Below are 22,425 nucleotides of genomic sequence, written 5' to 3' on the forward strand. Positions count from 1 at the left end.
GCACATGTTTGGAATAGAAAATAATGACAAATGCGCCTAAACCAGAGCAAGATTTAACTCATAATGAACATTCATTTGATGGGATTACATTTGAAGTGGTTGAAGAAGAAGATAATCCGGAAGGACAAAAAGTGAAGCGCCGAGGTATTTACCTTTGGCCTAACTTAATTACAACCGCTGCTCTGTTGTCCGGTTTCTATTCCATCATTGCAAGTATGAATGGGGATTTTAACCAAGCGATTTATGCCATTTTTATTGCAGCGCTACTTGACGGTTTAGATGGTCGAGTTGCTCGAGCGATTGGTGCACAAAGCGCTTTTGGTGAACAATATGATTCTCTATCGGACTTGTTAGCTTTTGGTGTGGCTCCAGCAATGCTGATGTATAGCTGGAGTTTGCATGATTTAGGCCGTATTGGATTGGCATGTTGTTTTGTTTATACAGCGTGCGCAGCCTTCCGTTTAGCACGTTTTAATGTGCAAATTGGAGTTGTTGATAAGCGTTATTTTATTGGCATTGCAAGTCCACTCGCTGCCATTATCATTATTTCACTCGTCTGGGTTGCTCGAGATTATCCTTTCATTTTTGATTTGCGGGATATTGCGATTCAAACGATTAATTCTGTTCTCATGGTTGTTGTGGGATTACTCATGATTTCCAATATTAAATATTACTCTTTCAAACAGATGGATCGTAAACGCGTTCCCTTTGTAGTTATGTTGCCAGTAGTACTGATTTTTGCAGCAATCACTTATAATATTCCAATGGGCATTTTGACTGTTTCGATTATCTATGCTCTCTCTGGTTTTGTTACGACTCTATTGGCACGCAAGAGTAATGAAACAATAAAAACATAAAATAGAAGAGGTTCAGTATGCCTAAGTTGATAAGTCAAATTAATCAATTACAGCAACTGGGCCTGAATCCTAAAGAGGGGGTTGTTTATCAACCTTCTCGTGGCTTTTTTAAAATTGTTTATCAAGGCTTGATCCTTCCAAATTTACCAACCCCACTTCGTTATTTTAATTACATTAGTTTAGTGGGACAGCCGCGGATCCCCCTTTGTTATAACACTCACAGCATTACAACTTCGGCAATCGACACTGCAACAGTGCTTGTAAGTAATAGCCAGCATAGTGTGGGGCATTTAAAAACATATTCTATTCGACGCCAATGCCAGTTTGATTCGGCGCTATATCAATTTGATAAAACCGACCTGATTCAATGGCAAATTCCCATGATTCGCCTTAAACGCTTAGACCCAGAAATGGGATGTGATCTTTTGATTCAAGTCCCTGAGAATATATCTAATGCCTCTGCTTTGCAGTGGGGTGTTTCTGACTATTGGTCAACATTATGTGTATGTGAAGGTGAAATTTTTTATAAAGGACAGAAATATCAAATTGAAGGGTTGGGGCGATTTAAACACGCGCGAGCTTTGCATTTGCCGTTCTTATCTTTATGTTTCTATACGTGCCAAATTATTAACTTAAATGAAACGACGCAGCTTACATTCTTACAAATAAGAAATCAGTGGAATATCATCCTATGTTCAAGATTAGATATTCAAGAATTTGGGAAGCCTGTTGAAAGTTTTACAGAAGACGTAAATTTACATATCCACCGAGTTTATCCAAAGGTTAAAACACCGAATGGTAAAGAGATGTATTTGCCAAGGGAGTTTTCTTGGCAATGTGAGAAAAACGGAAAAATAATTTTTGAACTTTATGCACAAAGCCGTGGTGACTACAAGTTTGGGTTGGCGGCTGGGTATGTGGGAAGCTTTCAATATCAATTAAGCTGGAATGAACAGTGTCTGCAAGGAGAGGGTGGATATTGTGAATATATAGATTGTCGACCACTTAGATGGCAAGAAAAGAATCAAGACGAGAAGATCTTAGATAAATTGATGCTTTTACAACCATGTTTATATAAAAAATGACTATTTTTATCGTTTTTGATTAAAAAGCGAACTGTTGTTTCACTAATATTAAAAAAGGGGTTGCAAAGGAGTTAGGATGGTCTATAATGCACATCCATCGGCGGTGATGCAGATAGAAACTTGTTGAAAAACAGTTACTTGTGATTAGATTGGTTGCTTTAAGTGATGAATTTGATGAGAAGTTGGTTTAGAGGATAAGTTTTAAAAATATCGAAATTACCTGTTGACTTTTAAGAGATTAAGAGTAATATAGCCGACCTAGCTTGCTGGTGACGAACCAGTAAGAAGATCATTAAGAGAATTGAAGAACAACTTGTGTGGATTTTTACTGATTGATTAATCGAAATAATTTTCATTGATTGATTGGTTTAAATTACTCGAAGTTTATTTGAGCGAAATTTAAGTCAGTAATTGATGAGCCAGAATTGGCACCTTGTCTTTAATAAGGTGCAAAATGATTTTAACTGAAGAGTTTGATCATGGCTCAGATTGAACGCTGGCGGCAGGCTTAACACATGCAAGTCGAGCGGGGTGATGGTGCTTGCACTATCACCTAGCGGCGGACGGGTGAGTAATGCTTAGGAATCTGCCTATTAGTGGGGGACAACATTTCGAAAGGAATGCTAATACCGCATACGTCCTACGGGAGAAAGCAGGGGATCTTCGGACCTTGCGCTAATAGATGAGCCTAAGTCGGATTAGCTAGTTGGTGGGGTAAAGGCCTACCAAGGCGACGATCTGTAGCGGGTCTGAGAGGATGATCCGCCACACTGGGACTGAGACACGGCCCAGACTCCTACGGGAGGCAGCAGTGGGGAATATTGGACAATGGGCGCAAGCCTGATCCAGCCATGCCGCGTGTGTGAAGAAGGCCTTATGGTTGTAAAGCACTTTAAGCGAGGAGGAGGCTACTTTAGATAATACCTAGAGATAGTGGACGTTACTCGCAGAATAAGCACCGGCTAACTCTGTGCCAGCAGCCGCGGTAATACAGAGGGTGCAAGCGTTAATCGGATTTACTGGGCGTAAAGCGCGCGTAGGCGGCTAATTAAGTCAAATGTGAAATCCCCGAGCTTAACTTGGGAATTGCATTCGATACTGGTTAGCTAGAGTGTGGGAGAGGATGGTAGAATTCCAGGTGTAGCGGTGAAATGCGTAGAGATCTGGAGGAATACCGATGGCGAAGGCAGCCATCTGGCCTAACACTGACGCTGAGGTGCGAAAGCATGGGGAGCAAACAGGATTAGATACCCTGGTAGTCCATGCCGTAAACGATGTCTACTAGCCGTTGGGGCCTTTGAGGCTTTAGTGGCGCAGCTAACGCGATAAGTAGACCGCCTGGGGAGTACGGTCGCAAGACTAAAACTCAAATGAATTGACGGGGGCCCGCACAAGCGGTGGAGCATGTGGTTTAATTCGATGCAACGCGAAGAACCTTACCTGGCCTTGACATAGTAAGAACTTTCCAGAGATGGATTGGTGCCTTCGGGAACTTACATACAGGTGCTGCATGGCTGTCGTCAGCTCGTGTCGTGAGATGTTGGGTTAAGTCCCGCAACGAGCGCAACCCTTTTCCTTATTTGCCAGCGAGTAATGTCGGGAACTTTAAGGATACTGCCAGTGACAAACTGGAGGAAGGCGGGGACGACGTCAAGTCATCATGGCCCTTACGGCCAGGGCTACACACGTGCTACAATGGTCGGTACAAAGGGTTGCTACCTAGCGATAGGATGCTAATCTCAAAAAGCCGATCGTAGTCCGGATTGGAGTCTGCAACTCGACTCCATGAAGTCGGAATCGCTAGTAATCGCGGATCAGAATGCCGCGGTGAATACGTTCCCGGGCCTTGTACACACCGCCCGTCACACCATGGGAGTTTGTTGCACCAGAAGTAGCTAGCCTAACTGCAAAGAGGGCGGTTACCACGGTGTGGCCGATGACTGGGGTGAAGTCGTAACAAGGTAGCCGTAGGGGAACCTGCGGCTGGATCACCTCCTTAACGAAAGATTGACGATTGGTAAGAATCCACAACAAGTTGTTCTTCATAGATGTATCTGAGGGTCTGTAGCTCAGTTGGTTAGAGCACACGCTTGATAAGCGTGGGGTCACAAGTTCAAGTCTTGTCAGACCCACCATGACTTTGACTGGTTAAAGTTATAGATAAAAGATACATGACTGATGATGTAAGCTGGGGACTTAGCTTAGTTGGTAGAGCGCCTGCTTTGCACGCAGGAGGTCAGGAGTTCGACTCTCCTAGTCTCCACCAGAACTTAAGAGAAGTTCGGATTACAGAAATTAGTAAATAGAGATTTTAGGATCTTGGTTTATTAACTTCTGTGATTTAAGTATCACGGTATTAAGCATGACCTGACGAAGGCATGTTTATTCATTAACAGATTGGCAAAATTGAGTCTGAAATAAATTGTTCACTCAAGAGTTTAGATTAAGCAATTAATCTGAATGAATTGAGAACTAGCAAATTAACTGAATCAAGCGTTTTGGTATATGAATTTAGATTGAAGCTGTACAGTGTTTAAGTACACAGACAACAGATAGTAGCGATGAAGAATCGCACGGACAACACTCACTTGTAGGTGTTGACGACTGTTTGGGGTTGTATAGTCAAGTAATTAAGTGCATGTGGTGGATGCCTTGGCAGTCAGAGGCGATGAAAGACGTGATAGCCTGCGAAAAGCTCCGGGGAGGCGGCAAATATCCTTTGATCCGGAGATTTCTGAATGGGGGAACCCACCTACTTTAAGGTAGGTATTGCAACATGAATACATAGTGTTGCAAGGCGAACGAGGGGAAGTGAAACATCTCAGTACCCTTAGGAAAAGAAATCAATTGAGATTCCCTCAGTAGCGGCGAGCGAACGGGGATCAGCCCATTAAGTTATGTGTGTTTTAGTGGAACGCTCTGGGAAGTGCGAACGTAGAGGGTGATATTCCCGTACACGAAAGGGCACACATAATGATGACGAGTAGGGCGAGGCACGTGAAACCTTGTCTGAATATGGGGGGACCATCCTCCAAGGCTAAATACTCCTGACTGACCGATAGTGAACCAGTACCGTGAGGGAAAGGCGAAAAGAACCCCTGTGAGGGGAGTGAAATAGATCCTGAAACCGCATGCATACAAGCAGTGGGAGCCGACTTGTTCGGTGACTGCGTACCTTTTGTATAATGGGTCAGCGACTTATATTCAGTAGCGAGGTTAACCGTATAGGGGAGCCGTAGAGAAATCGAGTCTTAATAGGGCGTTTAGTTGCTGGGTATAGACCCGAAACCAGGCGATCTATCCATGAGCAGGTTGAAGGTTGGGTAACACTAACTGGAGGACCGAACCCACTGTCGTTGAAAAGCCAGGGGATGACTTGTGGATAGGGGTGAAAGGCTAATCAAGCCTGGTGATAGCTGGTTCTCCCCGAAAGCTATTTAGGTAGCGCCTCGGACGAATACCATAGGGGGTAGAGCACTGTTTCGGCTAGGGGGTCATCCCGACTTACCAAACCGATGCAAACTCCGAATACCTATGAGTACTATCCGGGAGACAGACTGCGGGTGCTAACGTCCGTAGTCAAGAGGAAAACAATCCAGACCGCCAGCTAAGGCCCCAAAATCATAGTTAAGTGGGAAACGATGTGGGAAGGCATAGACAGCTAGGAGGTTGGCTTAGAAGCAGCCACCCTTTAAAGAAAGCGTAATAGCTCACTAGTCGAGTCGGCCTGCGCGGAAGATGTAACGGGGCTAAAACTATGTGCCGAAGCTGCGGATTTGACATTAGTCAAGTGGTAGGGGAGCGTTCTGTAAGCCGATGAAGGTGTATTGAGAAGTATGCTGGAGGTATCAGAAGTGCGAATGCTGACGTGAGTAACGACAAAACGGGTGAAAAACCCGTTCGCCGAAAGACCAAGGGTTCCAGTCCAACGTTAATCGGGGCTGGGTGAGTCGACCCCTAAGGCGAGGCCGAAAGGCGTAGTCGATGGGAAATTGGTTAATATTCCAATACTTCTGTGTAATGCGATGAGAGGACGGAGAAGGTTAAGTCAGCCTGGCGTTGGTTGTCCAGGTGGAAGGATGTAGGTATGTATCTTAGGCAAATCCGGGGTACTCTATACTGAGATCCGATAGCAAGCTGTACTTGTACAGTGAAGTGGCTGATACCATGCTTCCAGGAAAAGTCTCTAAGCTTCAGTTACACAGGAATCGTACCCGAAACCGACACAGGTGGTCAGGTCGAGTAGACCAAGGCGCTTGAGAGAACTCTGCTGAAGGAACTAGGCAAAATGGTACCGTAACTTCGGGAGAAGGTACGCTGTTGTTGGTGATGGAACTTGCTTCCTGAGCTGACGACAGCCGCAGAAACCAGGCCGCTGCAACTGTTTATTAAAAACATAGCACTCTGCAAACACGAAAGTGGACGTATAGGGTGTGATGCCTGCCCGGTGCTGGAAGGTTAATTGATGGGGTTAGCGTAAGCGAAGCTCTTGATCGAAGCCCCAGTAAACGGCGGCCGTAACTATAACGGTCCTAAGGTAGCGAAATTCCTTGTCGGGTAAGTTCCGACCTGCACGAATGGCATAATGATGGCGGCGCTGTCTCCAGCAGAGGCTCAGTGAAATCGAAATCGCTGTGAAGATGCAGTGTACCCGCGGCTAGACGGAAAGACCCCGTGAACCTTTACTGCAGCTTGACACTGAACTTTGACCTTACTTGTGTAGGATAGGTGGGAGGCTTTGAAGTTGGAACGCTAGTTCCAATGGAGCCGTCCTTGAAATACCACCCTGGTAATGTTGAGGTTCTAACTCTGTCCCGTTATCCGGGACGAGGACCGTGTCTGGTGGGTAGTTTGACTGGGGCGGTCTCCTCCTAAAGAGTAACGGAGGAGTACGAAGGTGCGCTCAGCGTGGTCGGAAATCACGCGTAGAGTATAAAGGCAAAAGCGCGCTTAACTGCGAGACCCACAAGTCGAGCAGGTACGAAAGTAGGTCTTAGTGATCCGGTGGTTCTGTATGGAAGGGCCATCGCTCAACGGATAAAAGGTACTCTGGGGATAACAGGCTGATACCGCCCAAGAGTTCATATCGACGGCGGTGTTTGGCACCTCGATGTCGGCTCATCTCATCCTGGGGCTGAAGCAGGTCCCAAGGGTATGGCTGTTCGCCATTTAAAGAGGTACGCGAGCTGGGTTTAGAACGTCGTGAGACAGTTCGGTCCCTATCTACCGTGGGCGCTGGAAATTTGAGAGGATCTGCTCCTAGTACGAGAGGACCAGAGTGGACGAACCTCTGGTGTACCGGTTGTGACGCCAGTCGCATCGCCGGGTAGCTATGTTCGGAAGGGATAACCGCTGAAAGCATCTAAGCGGGAAGCCTACCTCAAGATAAGATTTCCCTAGGAATTTATTCCTCTAAAGAGCCGTTCGAGACTAGGACGTTGATAGGTTGGATGTGGAAGCATAGTGATATGTGAAGCTGACCAATACTAATTGCTCGTGAGGCTTGACTATACAACACCCAAGCAGTTGTATATGAAGCATCAATCGATTCATAAACATGCAAAGCAACTTGATTTAGTTATACTACTAGCTAAAATGAACAAATTCAGATTCAATCAGCCCGTCTGTCAAGATTTGGAAAACGCAACGTATCACACAGTGAATAAAACGAAGCAAGTATCCATACCAGTTGTGCTGGCGACCATAGCAAGAGTGAACCACCTGATCCCTTCCCGAACTCAGAAGTGAAACCTCTTAGCGCTGATGGTAGTGTGGGGTTACCCATGTGAGAGTAAGTCATCGCCAGCTCATTATTCAAACACCCCCGTTCGAATGAACGGGGGTGTTTTTTATGGGCGGAATAAAATGGAAATTTAGTCTCCAATTCTTTAAACATTAAAATTAATTCAATTTATAAAAAATAAAGTTATTCTAAAATTATTTACCTAATTAGAAATTTAATATGCAATGGATCGTAGTTAAAACTTTCTCGTTTCCTTATGAGGCACAAATTGCAAAAACTCAATTAGAAGCTTTTGGAATTCCAGTTTATATTGAAAATGAACATACCATTAATATGGATTGGTTTTATTCTAATGCTTTAGGTGGGGTTCGTTTGTTAGTTCCAGAGAATTATGTTGATGAAGCAAAGTCATTTCTTGAAAAAGACTTTAGTGACGAGCTTGAACAAAAGTTCGGGAAGAGTAAAGAATGTTGCCCTGAGTGTGGAAGTTTGGATATAGAAGTTAATACTAAAGGAAAAAAATCTACCTTTTTAGCGTTTATGTTTTTCGGCCTACCTTTATTTTCTTTTAAAAATGGTAATAGATGTAAGCGTTGTGGACACTTTTGGAATTAAATATATAGTAAAAGATTATTGATTATCTTAATTATGGGACCTAATGTAGAGATATTGGATTTAGTTCTATCTCTGTAATTAATATTGTCTGTATGTAAGATATTGATATTAAAGAAAATAAATTATTTTGATGGACATTCAATTTAATAAATATAAGGACTTATTTAATGGTAAATAAAAAACAGCTCACTCAAAAGCAAATAGAGTTACTCCTTGAATTATTAAAGAATAGATTTGAAAAAAATACACATCGTCATACAGAAATGAATTGGTCGGATGTGCAAAATAAACTAATTAAGGTTCCTGATAAACTGTGGTCACTACAGGAAATGGAAAATACAGGAGGGGAGCCTGATGTTATTGCTTATGATCAGCAGAAAGATGAATATTTATTTGTAGATTGCTCTCCTGAGACACCTAAAGGTCGTAGAAGCCTTTGCTATGATCGGGAGGCTCTGGAGGCTAGAAAAGATCATCCTCCTAAAAATAGTGCAATCGATGTGGCTAAAGAAATGGGAGCTGAACTTCTCACAGAAGAGCAATACTATGAATTACAAAAGTTAGGGGAGTTTGATCTTAAAACATCAAGTTGGCTCAAAACCCCAGATGAGATTCGACGTTTAGATGGAGCTATTTTTGCTGACCGACGTTATGGTCGGGTCTTCATTTATCATAATGGAGCGCAGTCCTATTATGCTGCTCGGGGATTTCGGTGCTGTTTAAGAATATAGATTTTACAGTTTCATAAGAATTATTAGGTTTGATGTTTTATGCCAAGAAATTGGAGGTTCTTGCAACTTTTGATTGACGTCAAACATGACAAGATAGGTTCTGGAATTAAATAAAAACATCAGGACATTTGTAAAAATGCAACCAAATCCAATTTACTATAATGAACAACATATTGCTTTTGCTGATAATGTTCGTCGATTTGTACAAAAAGAAATGGCCCCTTTCGTTAATGAATGGGATGAGGCTGAGACATTTCCTAGAGAGCTTTATAGAAAGGCTGCTGAAATTGGTTTATTGGGTTTAGGGTTTGCTGAGGAATATGGCGGTATTCCTGATGCAGATCCATTTTATTCGTTATTGGCTGGTATTGAAATGGCAAAAGCTGGTTCGGGTGGAGTACATATTTCACTCATGGTACATACCATTGGCGCCCCACCGATTCAGCATTTTGGTAGTGAAGAATTAAAAGCTAAAGTTTTACCAAAGATTATTTCTGGAGAAAAAATTTCAGCGTTGGCGATTACAGAACCGGGTGGTGGTTCTGACGTGGCTGCATTACAAACTAAAGCTGTTCGTGATGGTGATTATTATATTGTTTCAGGCGAAAAGACATTTATTACATCAGGAATTCGTGCAGATTACTATACAGTTGCAGTGCGTACAGATCCAACTAAAACAGGTGCAGAAGGTATTTCAATGTTGTTGGTTGATGCGCACTGCGAAGGAATTACTAAAACATCTTTGAAGAAAATGGGGTGGTGGGCTTCTGATACAGCTCATTTGCATTTTGACCAAGTACGAGTTCCTACATCAAATCTACTTGGTAAAGAAAATGCTGGTTTTAAAGTCATTATGAATAACTTTAATATGGAGCGTTTTTTCTTAGGTGTAGTGGCTTATGGTTATGCATTAGTGTGTTATGAAGAAGCTTTAGATTGGGCCCAGCAACGTAAGACTTTTGGTAAACGATTAATAGATCATCAAGTAGTTCGTCATAAATTGGTAGATATGGCAACGCAATTAACCTCAACACGGGCATTACTTGAAGAAACCGCATGGAAAATGACTCAGCCGAAGTTACAAGGACCTGAGTTGGTGGCACAAATTTCAATGCTCAAAAATGTTGCGACTCGCACTATGCAATTTTGTGCTGATGCAGCGGTACAAACATTAGGTGGCATGGGCTTTATGCGAGGTACCAAATCTGAACGTATTTACCGTGAAGTGAAAGTTAATATGATTGGCGGTGGTGCTGAGGAAATTATGAAAGATTTGATTAGTAAGCAGTTGGGTTATTGATTTTTAAGTATGTTTTGATGGTATAAACCATCTCATTTAGAGTCTACTGAGATGGTTCTATCCACTTCTCATTTAAAATTGCCCAACGTTCATGATCTTTCCATGTTTTTCCTCCAATTCGAAGATATTGTCGAGAAAAACCTTCTTTAATGAAACCTGCTTGGGCAACTAGTTGAATCGAGGCAATATTGTCAGGTTGTATATTCGCTTCTAACCTATGCAAATTTAAATTTTCAAATGCCTCTTTGAGTAATAATTTTAGACCATGCTTCATATAGCCATGACCTTGATAGGGATGAAAGGCTTCATAACCTAAATAGGCTGAATGAAAGTGACCGCGGATAATATTCGAAATATTAAATGTTCCGATAATTGAATGGCTTTCAATTAAGCAAACAAAATAACGATGTTCTTGTTCTAAATATGTTTGAAAGTTAGCTGGAGGATAAGTCCAAGGCAGATGCAATTGAACACTACGTTTATAAGCTTCTTGAATTTCAGCTAAGTCACTTATATTAGGTTTACGCAAGTAGACAGAACTCATTTCAAAGCCATTTCCCAAACCATTTCCGTTAACTCATCAATTTTGACTTGACCTTCAGATTTATACCAAGTTACGGTCCATGAAATCGCACCACCAACTAATCGTCGCCAGATAAAAGCATCATGTTTTATCTCGCCTTGAATACGTAACTTTTCAATAATATCTAACCAGATTTGCTCATATTCGTTACGTATCTTTAAAAGATATTCTTGTTTTTCTTTTGACAGCGCAAACCATTCATACACCAAAACAGCCATGGCTGCGCCAGTATCTCCAGTAATTGAAATGAGTTCAGCTTTAATAAGGGCGCGTAATTGTTGTTCTGGATCTGTAGATTGAGCAGCTGCATCTTCTAAACGAGCAAGATTGTAAATGATAGTTTGCTCCATGACGTGAGCGAGGATGTCATCTTTGCTTTTGAAGTGATGAAATAAGCTTCCCGATTGAATTCCAATAAATTGAGCAAGTTCACGTACAGTAGTTTTGTCATAGCCTTGTTTGTGAAATAGATAGGCGGCTCCCTGTAATAAACGGCCACGCGGACTATCATCAAAGCAAGAAATATTTGGAATTTGTTCAATTGAAGTAGCAATCATGCGAAAGCCGAATCCTTTATATAAAAATATTTAACGGAAAAAATTTTGCTAAATCTCACCATGTTTTAGGCGGGTTGTCGAGTTTGGCAGTTTTAGTCAATTTCACAATAACATTTTGCTCTTTACAAACCAAGCGCTTGCTTGGTAATGTTGAGTGTAATTTTTAAACAAAATAATGAGAAATAAGATGGCAAGTAATCAGCAGGCTGATAAGCGTGTCGTAAAAATCGGTTGTGCCTCAGGCTTTTGGGGGGATACCAATACTGCTGCTTTTCAATTGGTAAATTTAACCGATATTAATTATTTGGTTTTTGACTATTTGTCTGAGATCACCATGTCGATTATGGCAAAAGCGAAGATGGTGGAACCAAAGCATGGTTACGCTTTAGATTTTGTCAGTCGAGTCATGGCGCCCTTGCTTAAAAAAATTGCAGAAAAAAAGATTAAAGTGATTAGTAATGCTGGTGGTGTTAACCCGCTTGCTTGTCGAGATGCTTTGCAAAAAATAATTAAAGAATATGGCTTAGATCTGAAAGTGGCTGTGGTGTTAGGTGATGACCTATTAGCGCAACATGAACATTTAAAATTACAGAATATTCAAGAAATGTTTAGTGGAGAAGCTTTGCCAGAACAGGTGGCGAGCAGTAATGCTTATTTAGGCGCGGTCCCTATTCGCAATGCTTTAGACTTGGGCGCCGATATTGTAATTACTGGCCGTGTTGTTGACTCTGCTGTGGTACTTGCTCCTTTACTTTATGAATATCAATGGTCTTTAGATGACTACGATAAGTTAGCGCAAGGTTCGCTGGCAGGTCATGTGATTGAATGTGGTGCCCAATGTACGGGTGGTAATTTTACCGATTGGCAATTGGTGCAGGGCTTCGACAACATGGGTTTTCCTGTGGTTGAAGTGAGTGAGGATGGTTCGTTTATTGTGACTAAGCCCAAGGGAACAGGGGGGCTGGTTTCTACCGCCACAGTTGCTGAGCAAATTGTTTATGAAATTGGCAATCCTCAAGCATATTTACTACCAGATGTAATTGCTGATTTCAGTCAGGTGCATCTGGAACAAGTCGGAGAGCACCGAGTTCGTGTGACTGGTGCAAAAGGACAAGCACCGACTGCGCAATATAAAGTCAGTACGACCTATCCAGATGGTTATCGGGTTTTAGTCAGTTTTTTAATTGCAGGTCGTGAGGCACCACAAAAAGCACAAGTCATTGCCGATGCAATTTTGACTAAGTGCGAACGTGTTTTAGCAATGCGTTCGGTGCCGCCATTTAGTGAAAAATCGGTTGAAATTTTAGGGATTGAAAGTACCTATGGCGCAAATGCTCAGGCTTTAAATAGCCGTGAAGTCGTGGTCAAAATAGCTGTAAAGCATATATTTAAAGAAGCATGTATGTTCTTTGCATCTGAAATTGCACAGGCGTCTACAGGCATGGCTCCAGCTTTGGCTGGTATTGTGGGGGGGCGTCCAAAAGCATCTCCAGTGATTAAATTATTTTCTTTTTTAGTCGATAAAAATCAGATCAAAGTCGAAATCGATTTTGAAGGCAAACGTTATCCAGTTGAGGTTCTACAAGGAGTTTCTACAGAGCAATTGCCTACATTAACAGCAGGCAAAAATGCAGTTTATCAAGGAGATGAAATTGAAGTTCCTTTGATTGAAATTGCACATGCCCGCAGTGGTGATAAAGGTAATCATAGCAATATCGGTGTGATTGCGCGTAAAGCAGACTATTTACCGTGGATTCGTGCGGCACTGACTGAACAGGCGGTTGCAAATTATATGAAACATGTCTTGGATGCAGAGAAAGGACGAGTAATTCGTTATGAGTTACCGGGTTTAAATGCACTGAATTTTATGCTTGAAAATGCCTTGGGTGGCGGTGGTGTTGCAAGCCTACGTATAGATCCGCAAGGAAAGGCCTTTGCACAACAATTATTGGATATGCCTGTCAAAGTTCCGGCACATCTTTTAGAAAAATAAAATAAATGGATGAAACAAAGATGAGTTATCAATCAATTTTTAGACCAGATGCTTTCGCAAATAAAGTAGTGATTGTGACGGGTGGTGGCTCAGGAATTGGCCGTTGTACGGTACATGAGCTCGCTGCTCTTGGTGCTCAAGTAGTGATTACAGGACGCAAAATTGAAAAACTGGAAAAGGTGAGCCAAGAAATTATAGAAGATGGTGGGCTGGTTCATTTCATTGTTTGTGATAACCGTGAAGAAGAACAAGTGAAAAATATGATTGCCGAAGTGATTGAGAAATTCGGCAAACTCGATGGATTGGTGAATAACGCGGGTGGTCAGTTTCCGTCAGCTTTAGAAAATATCTCTGCGAATGGTTTTGATGCGGTCGTACGTAATAACTTGCACTCAACTTTTTACCTGATGCGTGAAGCTTATAACCAATGGATGGCTAAACATGGTGGCAGTATTGTCAACATGACGGCTGATATGTGGGGCGGCATGCCGGGAATGGGACATTCTGGTGCTGCGCGTTCGGGAGTTGATAACTTAACCAAAACAGCATCGGTTGAGTGGGGTAAATCTGGTGTACGTGTAAATGCGGTTGCACCAGGATGGATTGTCTCATCTGGTATGGATAATTATAGCGGTGATTTTGCCAAAGTGATTATTCCAAGTCTTGCTGGCAATGTACCTCTAAAGCGTATGGGAACTGAGTCGGAAGTCTCATCAGCAATTTGCTATTTGTTATCTGATGCTGCTGCTTTTGTGTCGGGTGTAACATTGCGTATTGATGGTGCTGCATCGCAAGGTACGCGTATGTATCCACTAGGTGAGGCAACAAATAGTCAGTCTTATAATGGTTTCCACCGTGCATTTATTCCTGAAATTTTTAAAAAAGATAAGACTGAAAAAGCTGAGCAAAACAATAATTCAGGCTTGGAGTGAGGAATAAAGAATGACCATTCTCCAATCTGAAATTGCTCTAGGTAGTGAACAGTATCAAAAGAATAAAGATGTACTCCTTGCTCAGTTGAGTGAGGTCCGTGCAATTCAGCAAAAAAGTATTGATAAATCATACGCCGCTAAACCAAAGTTCGATAAAAAAGGCAAAATTTTGCCGCATGAACGCGTGCGGTTATTGCTAGATGCCGACTCTCCTTTCATTGAACTTTGTGGTTTAGTTGGCTACAACATGCATGATGATAAAGATGGCTCGGAAGCTGGGGGCGGGGTGATTGCTGGCATTGGTTTTGTCAGTGGTGTGCGTTGTCTTGTTTCTGCAAGTAATAGCGCAATCAAAGGCGGAACCATGTCACCTATGGGTGTGCAGAAAACCTTACGCTTGCAAAAAATTGCTTTGGAACAAAAACTCCCGTTGATTACGTTGACTGAAAGTGGCGGTGCCAACCTAAATTATGCGGCGGAAGTATTTACCTATGGCGGTATGACCTTTGCCAATCAGGCACGACTTTCTGCGGCAGGTATTCCCCAACTTGCAGTGGTGCATGGTAATGCAACGGCAGGTGGTGCTTATCAGCCCGGCCTTTCAGATTATGTCATTGCTGTGCGTAAGCAAACTGAGATGTTGCTTGCAGGGCCACCTTTACTTTTAGCAGCAACTGGTGAAGTTGCAACAGCTGAGGAATTGGGCGGTGCAGAAATGCATGCGCAGGTTGCCGGAACTGCAGAATATTTGGCTGAAAATGATGCCGATGGGATTCGACTTGCACGTGAAATTTTTGAACACCTGAACTGGAAAGAGCAAATCAAGCCAGTTGAAACAACTTATAAAGAACCTCGTTACGATACCGAGGAACTGTTAGGTGTTATTCCAAGTGACCCTAAACAACCATTTGATATGAAAGAAGTGGTTGCTCGCATTATTGACGATTCGGATTTTCTAGAATTTAAACAGGAATATGATGATTTAACGGTATGTGGTTGGGCAAAAATTGGTGGCTTGCATATCGGTATTATTACTAATAATGGGCCGATTACACCTCAAGGGGCAGCGAAGGCAGCTCAGTTTATACATTTGTGTGAACAGACTAAGCGTCCGTTATTGTTCTTGCATAACACCACAGGTTTTATGGTAGGAACTGATGCAGAGCAAAACGCTATTATCAAACACGGCTCGAAACTGATTCAAGCGGTTGCCAATTGTACTGTACCTAAAATTTCAGTCGTTGTGGCAGGGTCATATGGTGCTGGTAACTACGCGATGTGCGGTCGGAGTTTATCGCCAGATTTTATTTTTGCTTGGCCGAATTCGCGTGTTGCTGTAATGGGTTCTGCACAGGCTGGAAAAGTATTACGTATTGTAGCCGAAGGAAAGCAAAAAGCGTCAGGGCAGGAGCTGAATCCGCAAATGCTCGATTTTCTTGAGCAAAGTACGGCCATGAAATTGGAACAGCAATCAACCGCACTTTTCAATACGGCTATGCTACATGATGACGGCATTATTGACCCGCGAGATACTCGAAAATTATTAATTTTCCTTTTACAAACTATTTATGAAGCACAGCAAAGAGAGTTGAATCCAACTCGTTTTGGTGTATCTCGTTTTTAATCAACCTTTACCGCAATTAAAAAAAATTAATAGGAATAACACAATGAAATTTACTGCTGAACATGAAGCATTGCGCCGTACAGCTCGTCAATTTGTTCAAAACGAGTTGAATCCACATATTCCAGAATGGGAGGCTGCGGGACGCTTCCCAATCCATGAAGTATTTAAGAAGATGGGCGATCTTGGTTTATTAGGGATTTGTAAGCCAGAAGAAAATGGCGGTTTAGCTTTAGATTATTCTTATAACCTTGTGGTCGCAGAAGAAATTGGATATGCGGCTTGTGGCGGGGTGCCTTTGGCGATTGGTGTGCAAACTGATATGGCAACACCAGCTTTAGCCCGTTTTGGTAGTAAAGAATTACGTGATGAGTTTTTAACACCGGCGATTGCTGGAGAATATGTTGCATCTATTGCAGTATCAGAAGTGCATGCCGGTTCTGATGTGGCGGCTATTAAAACCACAGCAAAAAAAGATGGCGATGACTATGTCATTAACGGCAGCAAAATGTGGATTACCAACTCATTGCAGGCTGATTTTTTCTGTCTTTTAGCCAATACATCTGATGATAAGCCCCACGTCAATAAGTCGATGATTATTGTGCCGGCGAAAACTAAAGGAATTAGTTTTTCAGAGCCACTCAATAAATTAGGGATGCGTTCAACGACCACAGCACAAGTTTATTTGGACAATGTCCGTGTACCACAGCGTAATTTAGTGGGTGTTGAAGGCATGGGCTTCATGATGCAAATGATGCAATTTCAGGAAGAGCGCCTATGGGCTTGTGCCAATGCCATTGGTGGTTTGGAAAATTTAATCCAGAAGACCATCGACTATACCAAAGAACGTACGACATTTGGCCAGCCACTCATCAATAACCAATATATTCATTTCCGTTTTGCTGAACTGATGACTGAAGTAGAAGCACTCAAAGCATTAACTTATCAAGCATGCGAACAGCATATCGCGGGTGAAGATGTGACCAAGCTAGCCTCTATGGCAAAACTAAAAGCTGGACGTTTAACCCGTGAAGTTGCTGATAGCTGTCTCCAATATTGGGGCGGCAATGGCTTCATGTGGGATAACCCTGCATCACAACTGTATCGTGATGGTCGTTTAGGCTCTATCGGTGGTGGTGCAGATGAGATCATGTTAGGGATTATCTGTAAATTAATGGACATCTTGCCAAGAAAACAAAAATAAGGAGTAGGTCATGACGCTTTCGACATCTCTACAAGCTTTAGATATTGATGACAGCATCCAATTGGAACAAGACAGCAGTATTTTATATCTTTGGTTAAATCGACCAGAAAGTCGCAATGCCATGAACTTGAATATGGTCAATGCGATTCAACAAGTTTTTGCTGCCATTCACGATGACCCTTCAATTCGTGCGGTGATTATTCGTGGTGAAGGTGGATCTTTTTGTTCAGGTGGTGACATTAAAGACATGGCTGCTTTACGCGTTGAGGCGGCTAATGTTGGTAGCCTACAACCTTATGCTGATTTTAACCGCCGTTTTGGTGCCATGCTTGAGCAAGTTGATGCCGCCCCGCAAACAGTTGTGGTGATTTTAGAAGGTGCTGTTTTAGGTGGTGGTTTTGGTCTGGTATGTGTTTCAGATGTTGCCATTAGCCGTGACAATGCACAGTTTGGTTTACCTGAAACAGGACTTGGCGTGATTCCTGCGCAAATTGCACCTTTTGTGGTGAAACGTATTGGTCTGACTCAGGCACGTCGACTTGCTTTGCTCGGCATGCGTTTTGAAGGTCATACCGCACTTAGTGCTGGGGTGGTTCATCAAATTGCGCATAATGAAATTGAACTTGAACAAGCTTTACAAGAAACCATTCAACACATTAAACGAGCAGCTCCCCAAGCTTCGCGTGAGACTAAAGCGCTGTTACATAGAACGCTTAATGAACCTTTGAGTAGTTTGCTAGATGATGCTGCACAGAAGTTTGCCCAAGCCGTTGGTGGAACTGAAGGGCAAGAAGGAACGATGGCTTTTATCCAGAAACGTTTGCCAAATTGGGCTGATGAGTCATAAGAGATTAGGATAAAAAATAATGAAATTTTCAAAAGTACTGGTTGCCAATCGGGGTGAAATTGCAGTTCGAGTTATGCAAACAGCCAAAGCAATGGGCTATCAAACTGTAGCGGTCTATTCTGATGCAGACCGTAATGCTCGCCATGTGCAAGAAGCTGATGAAGCTGTTTACATTGGGGCATCTAAAATATCCGAGTCTTATCTTTCAATTGCCAAGATAATAGATGCATGCAAAAAAACGGGGGCAGATGCGGTTCACCCAGGCTATGGCTTTTTGTCTGAAAATACCGATTTTGCTCAGGCATGTATCGATAACCAGATTACGTTTATTGGGCCAACAGCTTCTGCAATTGAGCTAATGGGGAGTAAACGCCTTTCAAAAATTGCCATGATTGAGGCGGGTGTTCCTTGTGTACCGGGTTATGAAGGCGATCGTCAAGACCTTGAATATTTAGCAGCGCAAGCAAAGCAGATTGGTTTTCCTATTATGGTCAAAGCCTCAGCAGGTGGTGGTGGCCGCGGAATGCGTTTGGTACAGCAGTCATCCGAATTGGTTGAGGCTTTACAAACAGCTCGTTCTGAAGCTGAAAATGCCTTTGGTTCAGGCGAACTTATTTTAGAAAAAGCAGTCATTGCTCCACGCCATGTCGAAATTCAGGTTTTTGGCGATACATACGGCAATTATGTGTATTTGTTTGAGCGTGATTGTTCGATCCAACGACGCCATCAGAAGGTTGTTGAAGAAGCCCCGTGTCCAGTTATGACTCCTGAACTACGCCAGCAAATGGGTGAGGCAGCTGTAGCAGCCGCTAAAGCATGTGCTTATGTCGGTGCGGGAACGATTGAATTTTTACTTGATGCATCAGGTGCATTTTACTTCTTGGAAATGAATACCCGTTTGCAAGTAGAGCATCCAGTCACTGAACTCATTACTGGATTGGACTTGGTTGAATGGCAACTACGTGTGGCGAATGGTGAGCAGTTACCATTAAAGCAACAAGAATTGACCTTAACTGGACATGCCATCGAAGTACGTTTGTATGCAGAAGACCCGCGCCAACATTTCTTACCGCAAACAGGTCAAGTTCTTCGTTGGCAGCCAGCGACTTTGCCAAATGTACGAATTGATCATGGGATGTTAGCAACTGATGAGGTTAGTCCATTTTACGATCCGATGGTAGCAAAGGTAATCGCATATGGAAAAACCCGTGAGGATGCGATTCGCTTACTCGCTCGTGCTGTGGATGATTGTGTTTTGCTAGGTGTAAATAGCAATAAACAGTTTTTGGTCAATTTACTGCGCCATCCCGTCGTTGTTGCAGGAGATACTAATACAGCGTTTATTCAACAGCATTTTCAAAATGACAGCAGTCTATATAAGCAGGTTCTATCTTTAGAAACCTTAGCGATTGCTGCTGCATTATTTAGCCAAAGTAACGGTACGGCAGTGTGGCGAACTGGCCTAGGTGTGCCATTACCATTAAAGCTTAAATATGATGATCAAAAAATTCAATTACAGCTTTCATCGCTAAATAACACGTTTACGGTACAGCTCTGCGATCAATCAGTTTGTCTTGAAGTGCTTGAAAGAACTGCAGAACAGTTGATTTATTTAATTGATGGTGTACGTCGCCGTGTTCAATATGTATTGGAGGGTGAGCAGCTTTATTTAGATCAAGATAATGGCAATATTGCGATTAGTAATGTGACTTATGCCGCCCCAGAAATAGCTGATGTGGCTGGTGATGGCAAAATTCGTGCACCAATGGATGGTGCTGTAGTCAATATCTTTGTCAATAAAGGTGATCAAGTAGCGAAAGGTCAAACTCTATTAATTCTTGAAGCCATGAAAATTCAGCAGCAGATTAAGTCTGATGTTGATGGAATAGTTGATGATGTTTTAGGTCAGCAAGGGCAACAAGTAAAAAAACGGCAAATGTTATTTACGATTCAAACCTAATAAAAAATGCCACCTTTTATGGGTGGCATTTAGCAGATTGTATAGGCAAATTCTTAAGCAATTAATTGTGTATAAGCACAATACAAATAGCCCAAAATCGCTAAAGCAACTACAGGGGCAACAATCTTTGACCATGTAGGTACAGAAATTTCGACAGCTTGTACTTCAATATGCACGTCATCATGATGAGGTTGGGCTTGGTGAACCATTTGGTTGAACTCCTTCATTGTTGTATCCAATGATAGCTCTTCTTGTTCCACAGGTTTAGAACCAATTAATTCATTTAGATGGTTTGTTGACCAAACCCAATCTTCTGCTTGACCTGATAAATGCTCGATCTGACCTAAAATTAATTCTTTTAAGCCATTATGCCCAAAACCACCTGTCTCATCGAGCTGGTTAAGTTCTGCTAACTGCAAAGTTAAAATTTCAGAAATACTCTGTTCGAGTTCTGAATTTTTTAAAGTCGACTGATTATATTTAGAAGTCGTTAAATGACGAGCAACTTCTTGAATATAAAGTGGATCTGAGGTTTTGATTTCTTGATAAATCTTATTGTCATTCTGACGCCATAAACTAATCAGTTTTCCTAGTGTAAGAATATTTACCTCTTCAATCAGTTTATTTTTCTCATCAACTGGATATTGATTTAAAAGCTGAGGCTTTTGAATTTTTATCTGCTCAGCAAAGTATTGGACTAAATCAAATGCCATGCTTTCTTCCTCTAAATTTAATCTAAAATTCTTAACGTCGGTTTTTTCTTAGTCGATGTTGTTTCAGTTGCTTCTTGTACTTCTGACTCTACTGTATCTTCTACAGGTGTTACATTGGCATATTCTTCAGGATCAAAGAATAAACCTTGTCCATTCTCACGTGCATAAATCCCTAGAACAGCTTGAATAGGGACATAAATGTCTTTTGATGCTCCCCCAAAACGAGCTGAAAAAGTAATAGCTTCATTTGCAATGAGTAATTGATGGACAGCATGCGGCACAATATTTAAAACAATTTGCCCATCTTTAACAAATTGTTGTGGAACATCGGTATGTGGTTGTGTCGCATCAACTAATAGATAAGGCGTAAGTTGGTTATCACAAATCCATTCATAGATTGCACGAGCAAGATAAGGACGTGTAGGGGTTAAATCAATAGTTTGCTCAGACATATCACGCTATTCCATATTTAATAGTTCATTGTAACGGTTTTTCTCTTGAGGCGTCATCGATTTAGCAAAAGAAGGCCGCTCAAAGATACGTTTACAGTACAAAAATATAGGTCGACAGTGCTGTTTTGGTAAATCAATTCCCATGCTATTTAATCTTAAAAGGATAGGGGCAAGCATACAGTCTAAGATTGTAAAATTCTCAGACATGAAATATGGGAAATGTTGAAATAGGGGAGTAAGTGAAATTAATGTTTCACGTAGTTCTTTTTGAGCTTTTTGTTTTTGTTCGACATTTAAAGAGTCCGCATGTTTTAACATGTGATCTGCCAACTTAAACCAGTCGTTTTCAAGTCTCCAGATATACTGCCTCTGTTCTGCACGCATCATAGGTGCATCGGCATAAAGCTTACTTTGGCGATAACGATCATCTAAATATTCAGCAATGATAGGGGCTGAAAATAACTTAAGATTTTGTTCGACCAACATTGGTAATTGGTTATAAGGATTTAAACTGGCCAAATCTTCGTCTTCATGGTCAGTTAAGATCAATTGATATTTGATTTGTTTTTCTGCTAATAAGAAACGAATCCAGTGAGAACGGAAATCATCAGCATGACTGTAAAGGGTAATCCCCTGAATAGAGGTGTTTTCGACCGACATATCACAAGACGACGTGGTTGAGTGAATCGATTAGGATACTAAAAATGCTCTAGGAAATCACGGTTCTAAAGAGATAGTTTGTTTATATTTATAAGTTTGTATTTTATAGCTCTATTTTCATAATAAAAAAGCCTTGGAAAAATCCAAGGCTTTTTGTCCAACTCGATAAACGAATTAACGTTTAGAGAATTGAGGACGCTTACGAGCTTTACGTAAACCAAGTTTCTTACGTTCAACTTCACGAGCATCACGAGTAACGAAACCAGCTTGACGTAGAACAGGTTTTAAAGTTTCGTCAGCAGCGATAAGTGCACGAGTAATACCGTGACGGATCGCGCCAGCTTGACCACCGATACCACCACCTTTAACAGTGATGTAAAGGTCAAACTTTTCAGTAACTTCTAAAAGTTCTAAAGGTTGACGAACAACCATACGAGCAGTTTCACGACCGAAATATTGCTCTAAAGTACGGTTGTTAATAACGAGTTTACCTGTACCAGCTGACAAGAAAACACGTGCAGTTGCGGTCTTACGGCGACCTGTACCATAATTAGTAGCCATGTGCTGTATCC

General features: G+C 41.9%; 16 protein-coding genes, 2 tRNA genes, 3 rRNA genes and 1 pseudogene. 16 read left to right on the forward strand and 6 right to left on the reverse strand.

Going from position 1 to position 22,425, the window contains the following annotated elements:
* The first annotated feature begins 23 nt into the window (after nucleotides 1–23).
* From pssA to HLV59_RS02460, 10 genes and pseudogenes are all read left to right on the forward strand, one after another.
* The gene (gene pssA, locus HLV59_RS02415; RefSeq protein ID WP_016143534.1) at nucleotides 24–857 is read left to right on the forward strand and encodes a CDP-diacylglycerol--serine O-phosphatidyltransferase; all 834 of its coding nucleotides are present in this window, start codon (nucleotides 24–26) and stop codon (nucleotides 855–857) included.
* 17 nt (nucleotides 858–874) lie between these two features.
* Nucleotides 875–1,961: pseudogene (locus HLV59_RS02420) on the forward strand (DUF6670 family protein).
* Between the two features lie 442 nt (nucleotides 1,962–2,403).
* Nucleotides 2,404–3,941 (forward strand): 16S ribosomal RNA (locus tag HLV59_RS02425).
* A 59-nt stretch (nucleotides 3,942–4,000) separates the two neighbouring features.
* A tRNA-Ile gene (locus HLV59_RS02430) sits at nucleotides 4,001–4,077 on the forward strand.
* A 55-nt stretch (nucleotides 4,078–4,132) separates the two neighbouring features.
* A tRNA-Ala gene (locus HLV59_RS02435) sits at nucleotides 4,133–4,208 on the forward strand.
* 354 nt (nucleotides 4,209–4,562) lie between these two features.
* Nucleotides 4,563–7,453 (forward strand): 23S ribosomal RNA (locus HLV59_RS02440).
* 182 nt (nucleotides 7,454–7,635) lie between these two features.
* A 5S ribosomal RNA gene (rrf, locus tag HLV59_RS02445) occupies nucleotides 7,636–7,750 on the forward strand.
* The 16S, 23S and 5S rRNA genes sit together here with 2 tRNA genes alongside, the layout of an rRNA operon.
* A 154-nt stretch (nucleotides 7,751–7,904) precedes the next feature.
* Complete coding sequence (locus HLV59_RS02450; protein ID WP_057106782.1) at nucleotides 7,905–8,300, forward strand: putative signal transducing protein; 396 nt, start codon at nucleotides 7,905–7,907, stop codon at nucleotides 8,298–8,300.
* Nucleotides 8,301–8,467: 167 nt separating this feature from the next.
* Nucleotides 8,468–9,031, forward strand: coding sequence for a DUF4256 domain-containing protein (locus tag HLV59_RS02455; RefSeq protein ID WP_171429259.1), 564 nt, complete (start codon nucleotides 8,468–8,470; stop codon nucleotides 9,029–9,031).
* 136 nt (nucleotides 9,032–9,167) lie between these two features.
* The gene (locus HLV59_RS02460) at nucleotides 9,168–10,331 is read left to right on the forward strand and encodes an acyl-CoA dehydrogenase family protein (protein WP_171429260.1); all 1,164 of its coding nucleotides are present in this window, start codon (nucleotides 9,168–9,170) and stop codon (nucleotides 10,329–10,331) included.
* A gap of 43 nt (nucleotides 10,332–10,374) precedes the next feature.
* On the opposite strand, the gene HLV59_RS02465 is transcribed toward HLV59_RS02460, so the two are convergent.
* Nucleotides 10,375–10,875, reverse strand: coding sequence for a GNAT family N-acetyltransferase (locus tag HLV59_RS02465; RefSeq protein WP_171429261.1), 501 nt, complete (start codon nucleotides 10,873–10,875; stop codon nucleotides 10,375–10,377).
* Nucleotides 10,872–11,471 (reverse strand): TetR/AcrR family transcriptional regulator, encoded by a 600-nt coding sequence (locus HLV59_RS02470; protein WP_171429262.1) that lies wholly within the window; start codon nucleotides 11,469–11,471, stop codon nucleotides 10,872–10,874. Before HLV59_RS02470 ends, HLV59_RS02465 begins: the two co-directional genes overlap by 4 nt.
* Nucleotides 11,472–11,658: 187 nt before the next feature.
* Here HLV59_RS02470 and HLV59_RS02475 point away from each other — a divergent pair, with 187 nt between their 5' ends.
* Genes HLV59_RS02475 through HLV59_RS02500 form a run of 6 tightly spaced genes read left to right on the forward strand, consistent with a single transcriptional unit; the run spans nucleotide 11,659 to nucleotide 20,028 of the window.
* A complete protein-coding gene (locus tag HLV59_RS02475; protein ID WP_171429263.1) occupies nucleotides 11,659–13,464 on the forward strand; it encodes an acyclic terpene utilization AtuA family protein in 1,806 nt (601 codons plus the stop codon).
* A 20-nt stretch (nucleotides 13,465–13,484) separates the two neighbouring features.
* Nucleotides 13,485–14,396 carry an SDR family oxidoreductase gene (locus HLV59_RS02480; protein ID WP_016143525.1) on the forward strand — a complete coding sequence of 304 codons (912 nt, stop codon included), beginning with the start codon at nucleotides 13,485–13,487 and terminating at the stop codon, nucleotides 14,394–14,396.
* A 10-nt stretch (nucleotides 14,397–14,406) separates the two neighbouring features.
* On the forward strand, nucleotides 14,407–16,020 hold the full coding sequence (locus HLV59_RS02485) for an acyl-CoA carboxylase subunit beta (RefSeq protein WP_016143524.1): 1,614 nt from the start codon (nucleotides 14,407–14,409) through the stop codon (nucleotides 16,018–16,020).
* Nucleotides 16,021–16,063: 43 nt separating this feature from the next.
* Nucleotides 16,064–17,221 carry an acyl-CoA dehydrogenase family protein gene (locus tag HLV59_RS02490; RefSeq protein ID WP_016143523.1) on the forward strand — a complete coding sequence of 386 codons (1,158 nt, stop codon included), beginning with the start codon at nucleotides 16,064–16,066 and terminating at the stop codon, nucleotides 17,219–17,221.
* 10 nt (nucleotides 17,222–17,231) lie between these two features.
* On the forward strand, nucleotides 17,232–18,068 hold the full coding sequence (locus tag HLV59_RS02495; protein WP_016143522.1) for an enoyl-CoA hydratase/isomerase family protein: 837 nt from the start codon (nucleotides 17,232–17,234) through the stop codon (nucleotides 18,066–18,068).
* A 19-nt stretch (nucleotides 18,069–18,087) separates the two neighbouring features.
* Entirely contained in the window at nucleotides 18,088–20,028 is a 1,941-nt protein-coding gene (locus tag HLV59_RS02500; RefSeq protein WP_171429264.1) for an acetyl/propionyl/methylcrotonyl-CoA carboxylase subunit alpha, read from the forward strand.
* A 53-nt stretch (nucleotides 20,029–20,081) separates the two neighbouring features.
* On the opposite strand, the gene HLV59_RS02505 is transcribed toward HLV59_RS02500, so the two are convergent.
* From HLV59_RS02505 to rpsI, 4 genes are all read right to left on the reverse strand, one after another.
* Nucleotides 20,082–20,741: a hypothetical protein gene (locus tag HLV59_RS02505; protein ID WP_171429265.1), complete on the reverse strand. Its 660-nt coding sequence runs from the start codon at nucleotides 20,739–20,741 to the stop codon at nucleotides 20,082–20,084.
* A 17-nt stretch (nucleotides 20,742–20,758) separates the two neighbouring features.
* Nucleotides 20,759–21,193 (reverse strand): ClpXP protease specificity-enhancing factor, encoded by a 435-nt coding sequence (locus HLV59_RS02510; protein ID WP_031949386.1) that lies wholly within the window; start codon nucleotides 21,191–21,193, stop codon nucleotides 20,759–20,761.
* A 6-nt stretch (nucleotides 21,194–21,199) separates the two neighbouring features.
* A complete protein-coding gene (locus HLV59_RS02515; RefSeq protein WP_171429266.1) occupies nucleotides 21,200–21,853 on the reverse strand; it encodes a glutathione S-transferase N-terminal domain-containing protein in 654 nt (217 codons plus the stop codon).
* Nucleotides 21,854–22,027: 174 nt separating this feature from the next.
* The gene (gene rpsI / locus HLV59_RS02520) at nucleotides 22,028–22,414 is read right to left on the reverse strand and encodes a 30S ribosomal protein S9 (protein ID WP_002048725.1); all 387 of its coding nucleotides are present in this window, start codon (nucleotides 22,412–22,414) and stop codon (nucleotides 22,028–22,030) included.
* Nucleotides 22,415–22,425: the final 11 nt, after the last annotated feature.

The organism is Acinetobacter lactucae (assembly GCF_013122135.1).
In the GTDB taxonomy this organism is placed as follows: domain Bacteria; phylum Pseudomonadota; class Gammaproteobacteria; order Pseudomonadales; family Moraxellaceae; genus Acinetobacter; species Acinetobacter lactucae.

What these genes read in the sequence shown, in the direction of transcription:
- rpsI (WP_002048725.1), bottom strand. Translation starts at nt 22,414, where the DNA reads ATGGCTACTAATTATGGTACAGGTCGCCGTAAGACCGCAACTGCACGT.
- HLV59_RS02505 (WP_171429265.1), bottom strand. Translation starts at nt 20,741, where the DNA reads ATGGCATTTGATTTAGTCCAATACTTTGCTGAGCAGATAAAAATTCAA.
- HLV59_RS02480 (WP_016143525.1), top strand. Translation starts at nt 13,485, where the DNA reads ATGAGTTATCAATCAATTTTTAGACCAGATGCTTTCGCAAATAAAGTA.
- pssA (WP_016143534.1), top strand. Translation starts at nt 24, where the DNA reads ATGACAAATGCGCCTAAACCAGAGCAAGATTTAACTCATAATGAACAT.
- HLV59_RS02470 (WP_171429262.1), bottom strand. Translation starts at nt 11,471, where the DNA reads ATGATTGCTACTTCAATTGAACAAATTCCAAATATTTCTTGCTTTGAT.
- HLV59_RS02495 (WP_016143522.1), top strand. Translation starts at nt 17,232, where the DNA reads ATGACGCTTTCGACATCTCTACAAGCTTTAGATATTGATGACAGCATC.
- HLV59_RS02485 (WP_016143524.1), top strand. Translation starts at nt 14,407, where the DNA reads ATGACCATTCTCCAATCTGAAATTGCTCTAGGTAGTGAACAGTATCAA.
- HLV59_RS02515 (WP_171429266.1), bottom strand. Translation starts at nt 21,853, where the DNA reads ATGTCGGTCGAAAACACCTCTATTCAGGGGATTACCCTTTACAGTCAT.
- HLV59_RS02460 (WP_171429260.1), top strand. Translation starts at nt 9,168, where the DNA reads ATGCAACCAAATCCAATTTACTATAATGAACAACATATTGCTTTTGCT.
- HLV59_RS02450 (WP_057106782.1), top strand. Translation starts at nt 7,905, where the DNA reads ATGCAATGGATCGTAGTTAAAACTTTCTCGTTTCCTTATGAGGCACAA.
- HLV59_RS02455 (WP_171429259.1), top strand. Translation starts at nt 8,468, where the DNA reads ATGGTAAATAAAAAACAGCTCACTCAAAAGCAAATAGAGTTACTCCTT.
- HLV59_RS02500 (WP_171429264.1), top strand. Translation starts at nt 18,088, where the DNA reads ATGAAATTTTCAAAAGTACTGGTTGCCAATCGGGGTGAAATTGCAGTT.
- HLV59_RS02475 (WP_171429263.1), top strand. Translation starts at nt 11,659, where the DNA reads ATGGCAAGTAATCAGCAGGCTGATAAGCGTGTCGTAAAAATCGGTTGT.
- HLV59_RS02490 (WP_016143523.1), top strand. Translation starts at nt 16,064, where the DNA reads ATGAAATTTACTGCTGAACATGAAGCATTGCGCCGTACAGCTCGTCAA.
- HLV59_RS02510 (WP_031949386.1), bottom strand. Translation starts at nt 21,193, where the DNA reads ATGTCTGAGCAAACTATTGATTTAACCCCTACACGTCCTTATCTTGCT.
- HLV59_RS02465 (WP_171429261.1), bottom strand. Translation starts at nt 10,875, where the DNA reads ATGAGTTCTGTCTACTTGCGTAAACCTAATATAAGTGACTTAGCTGAA.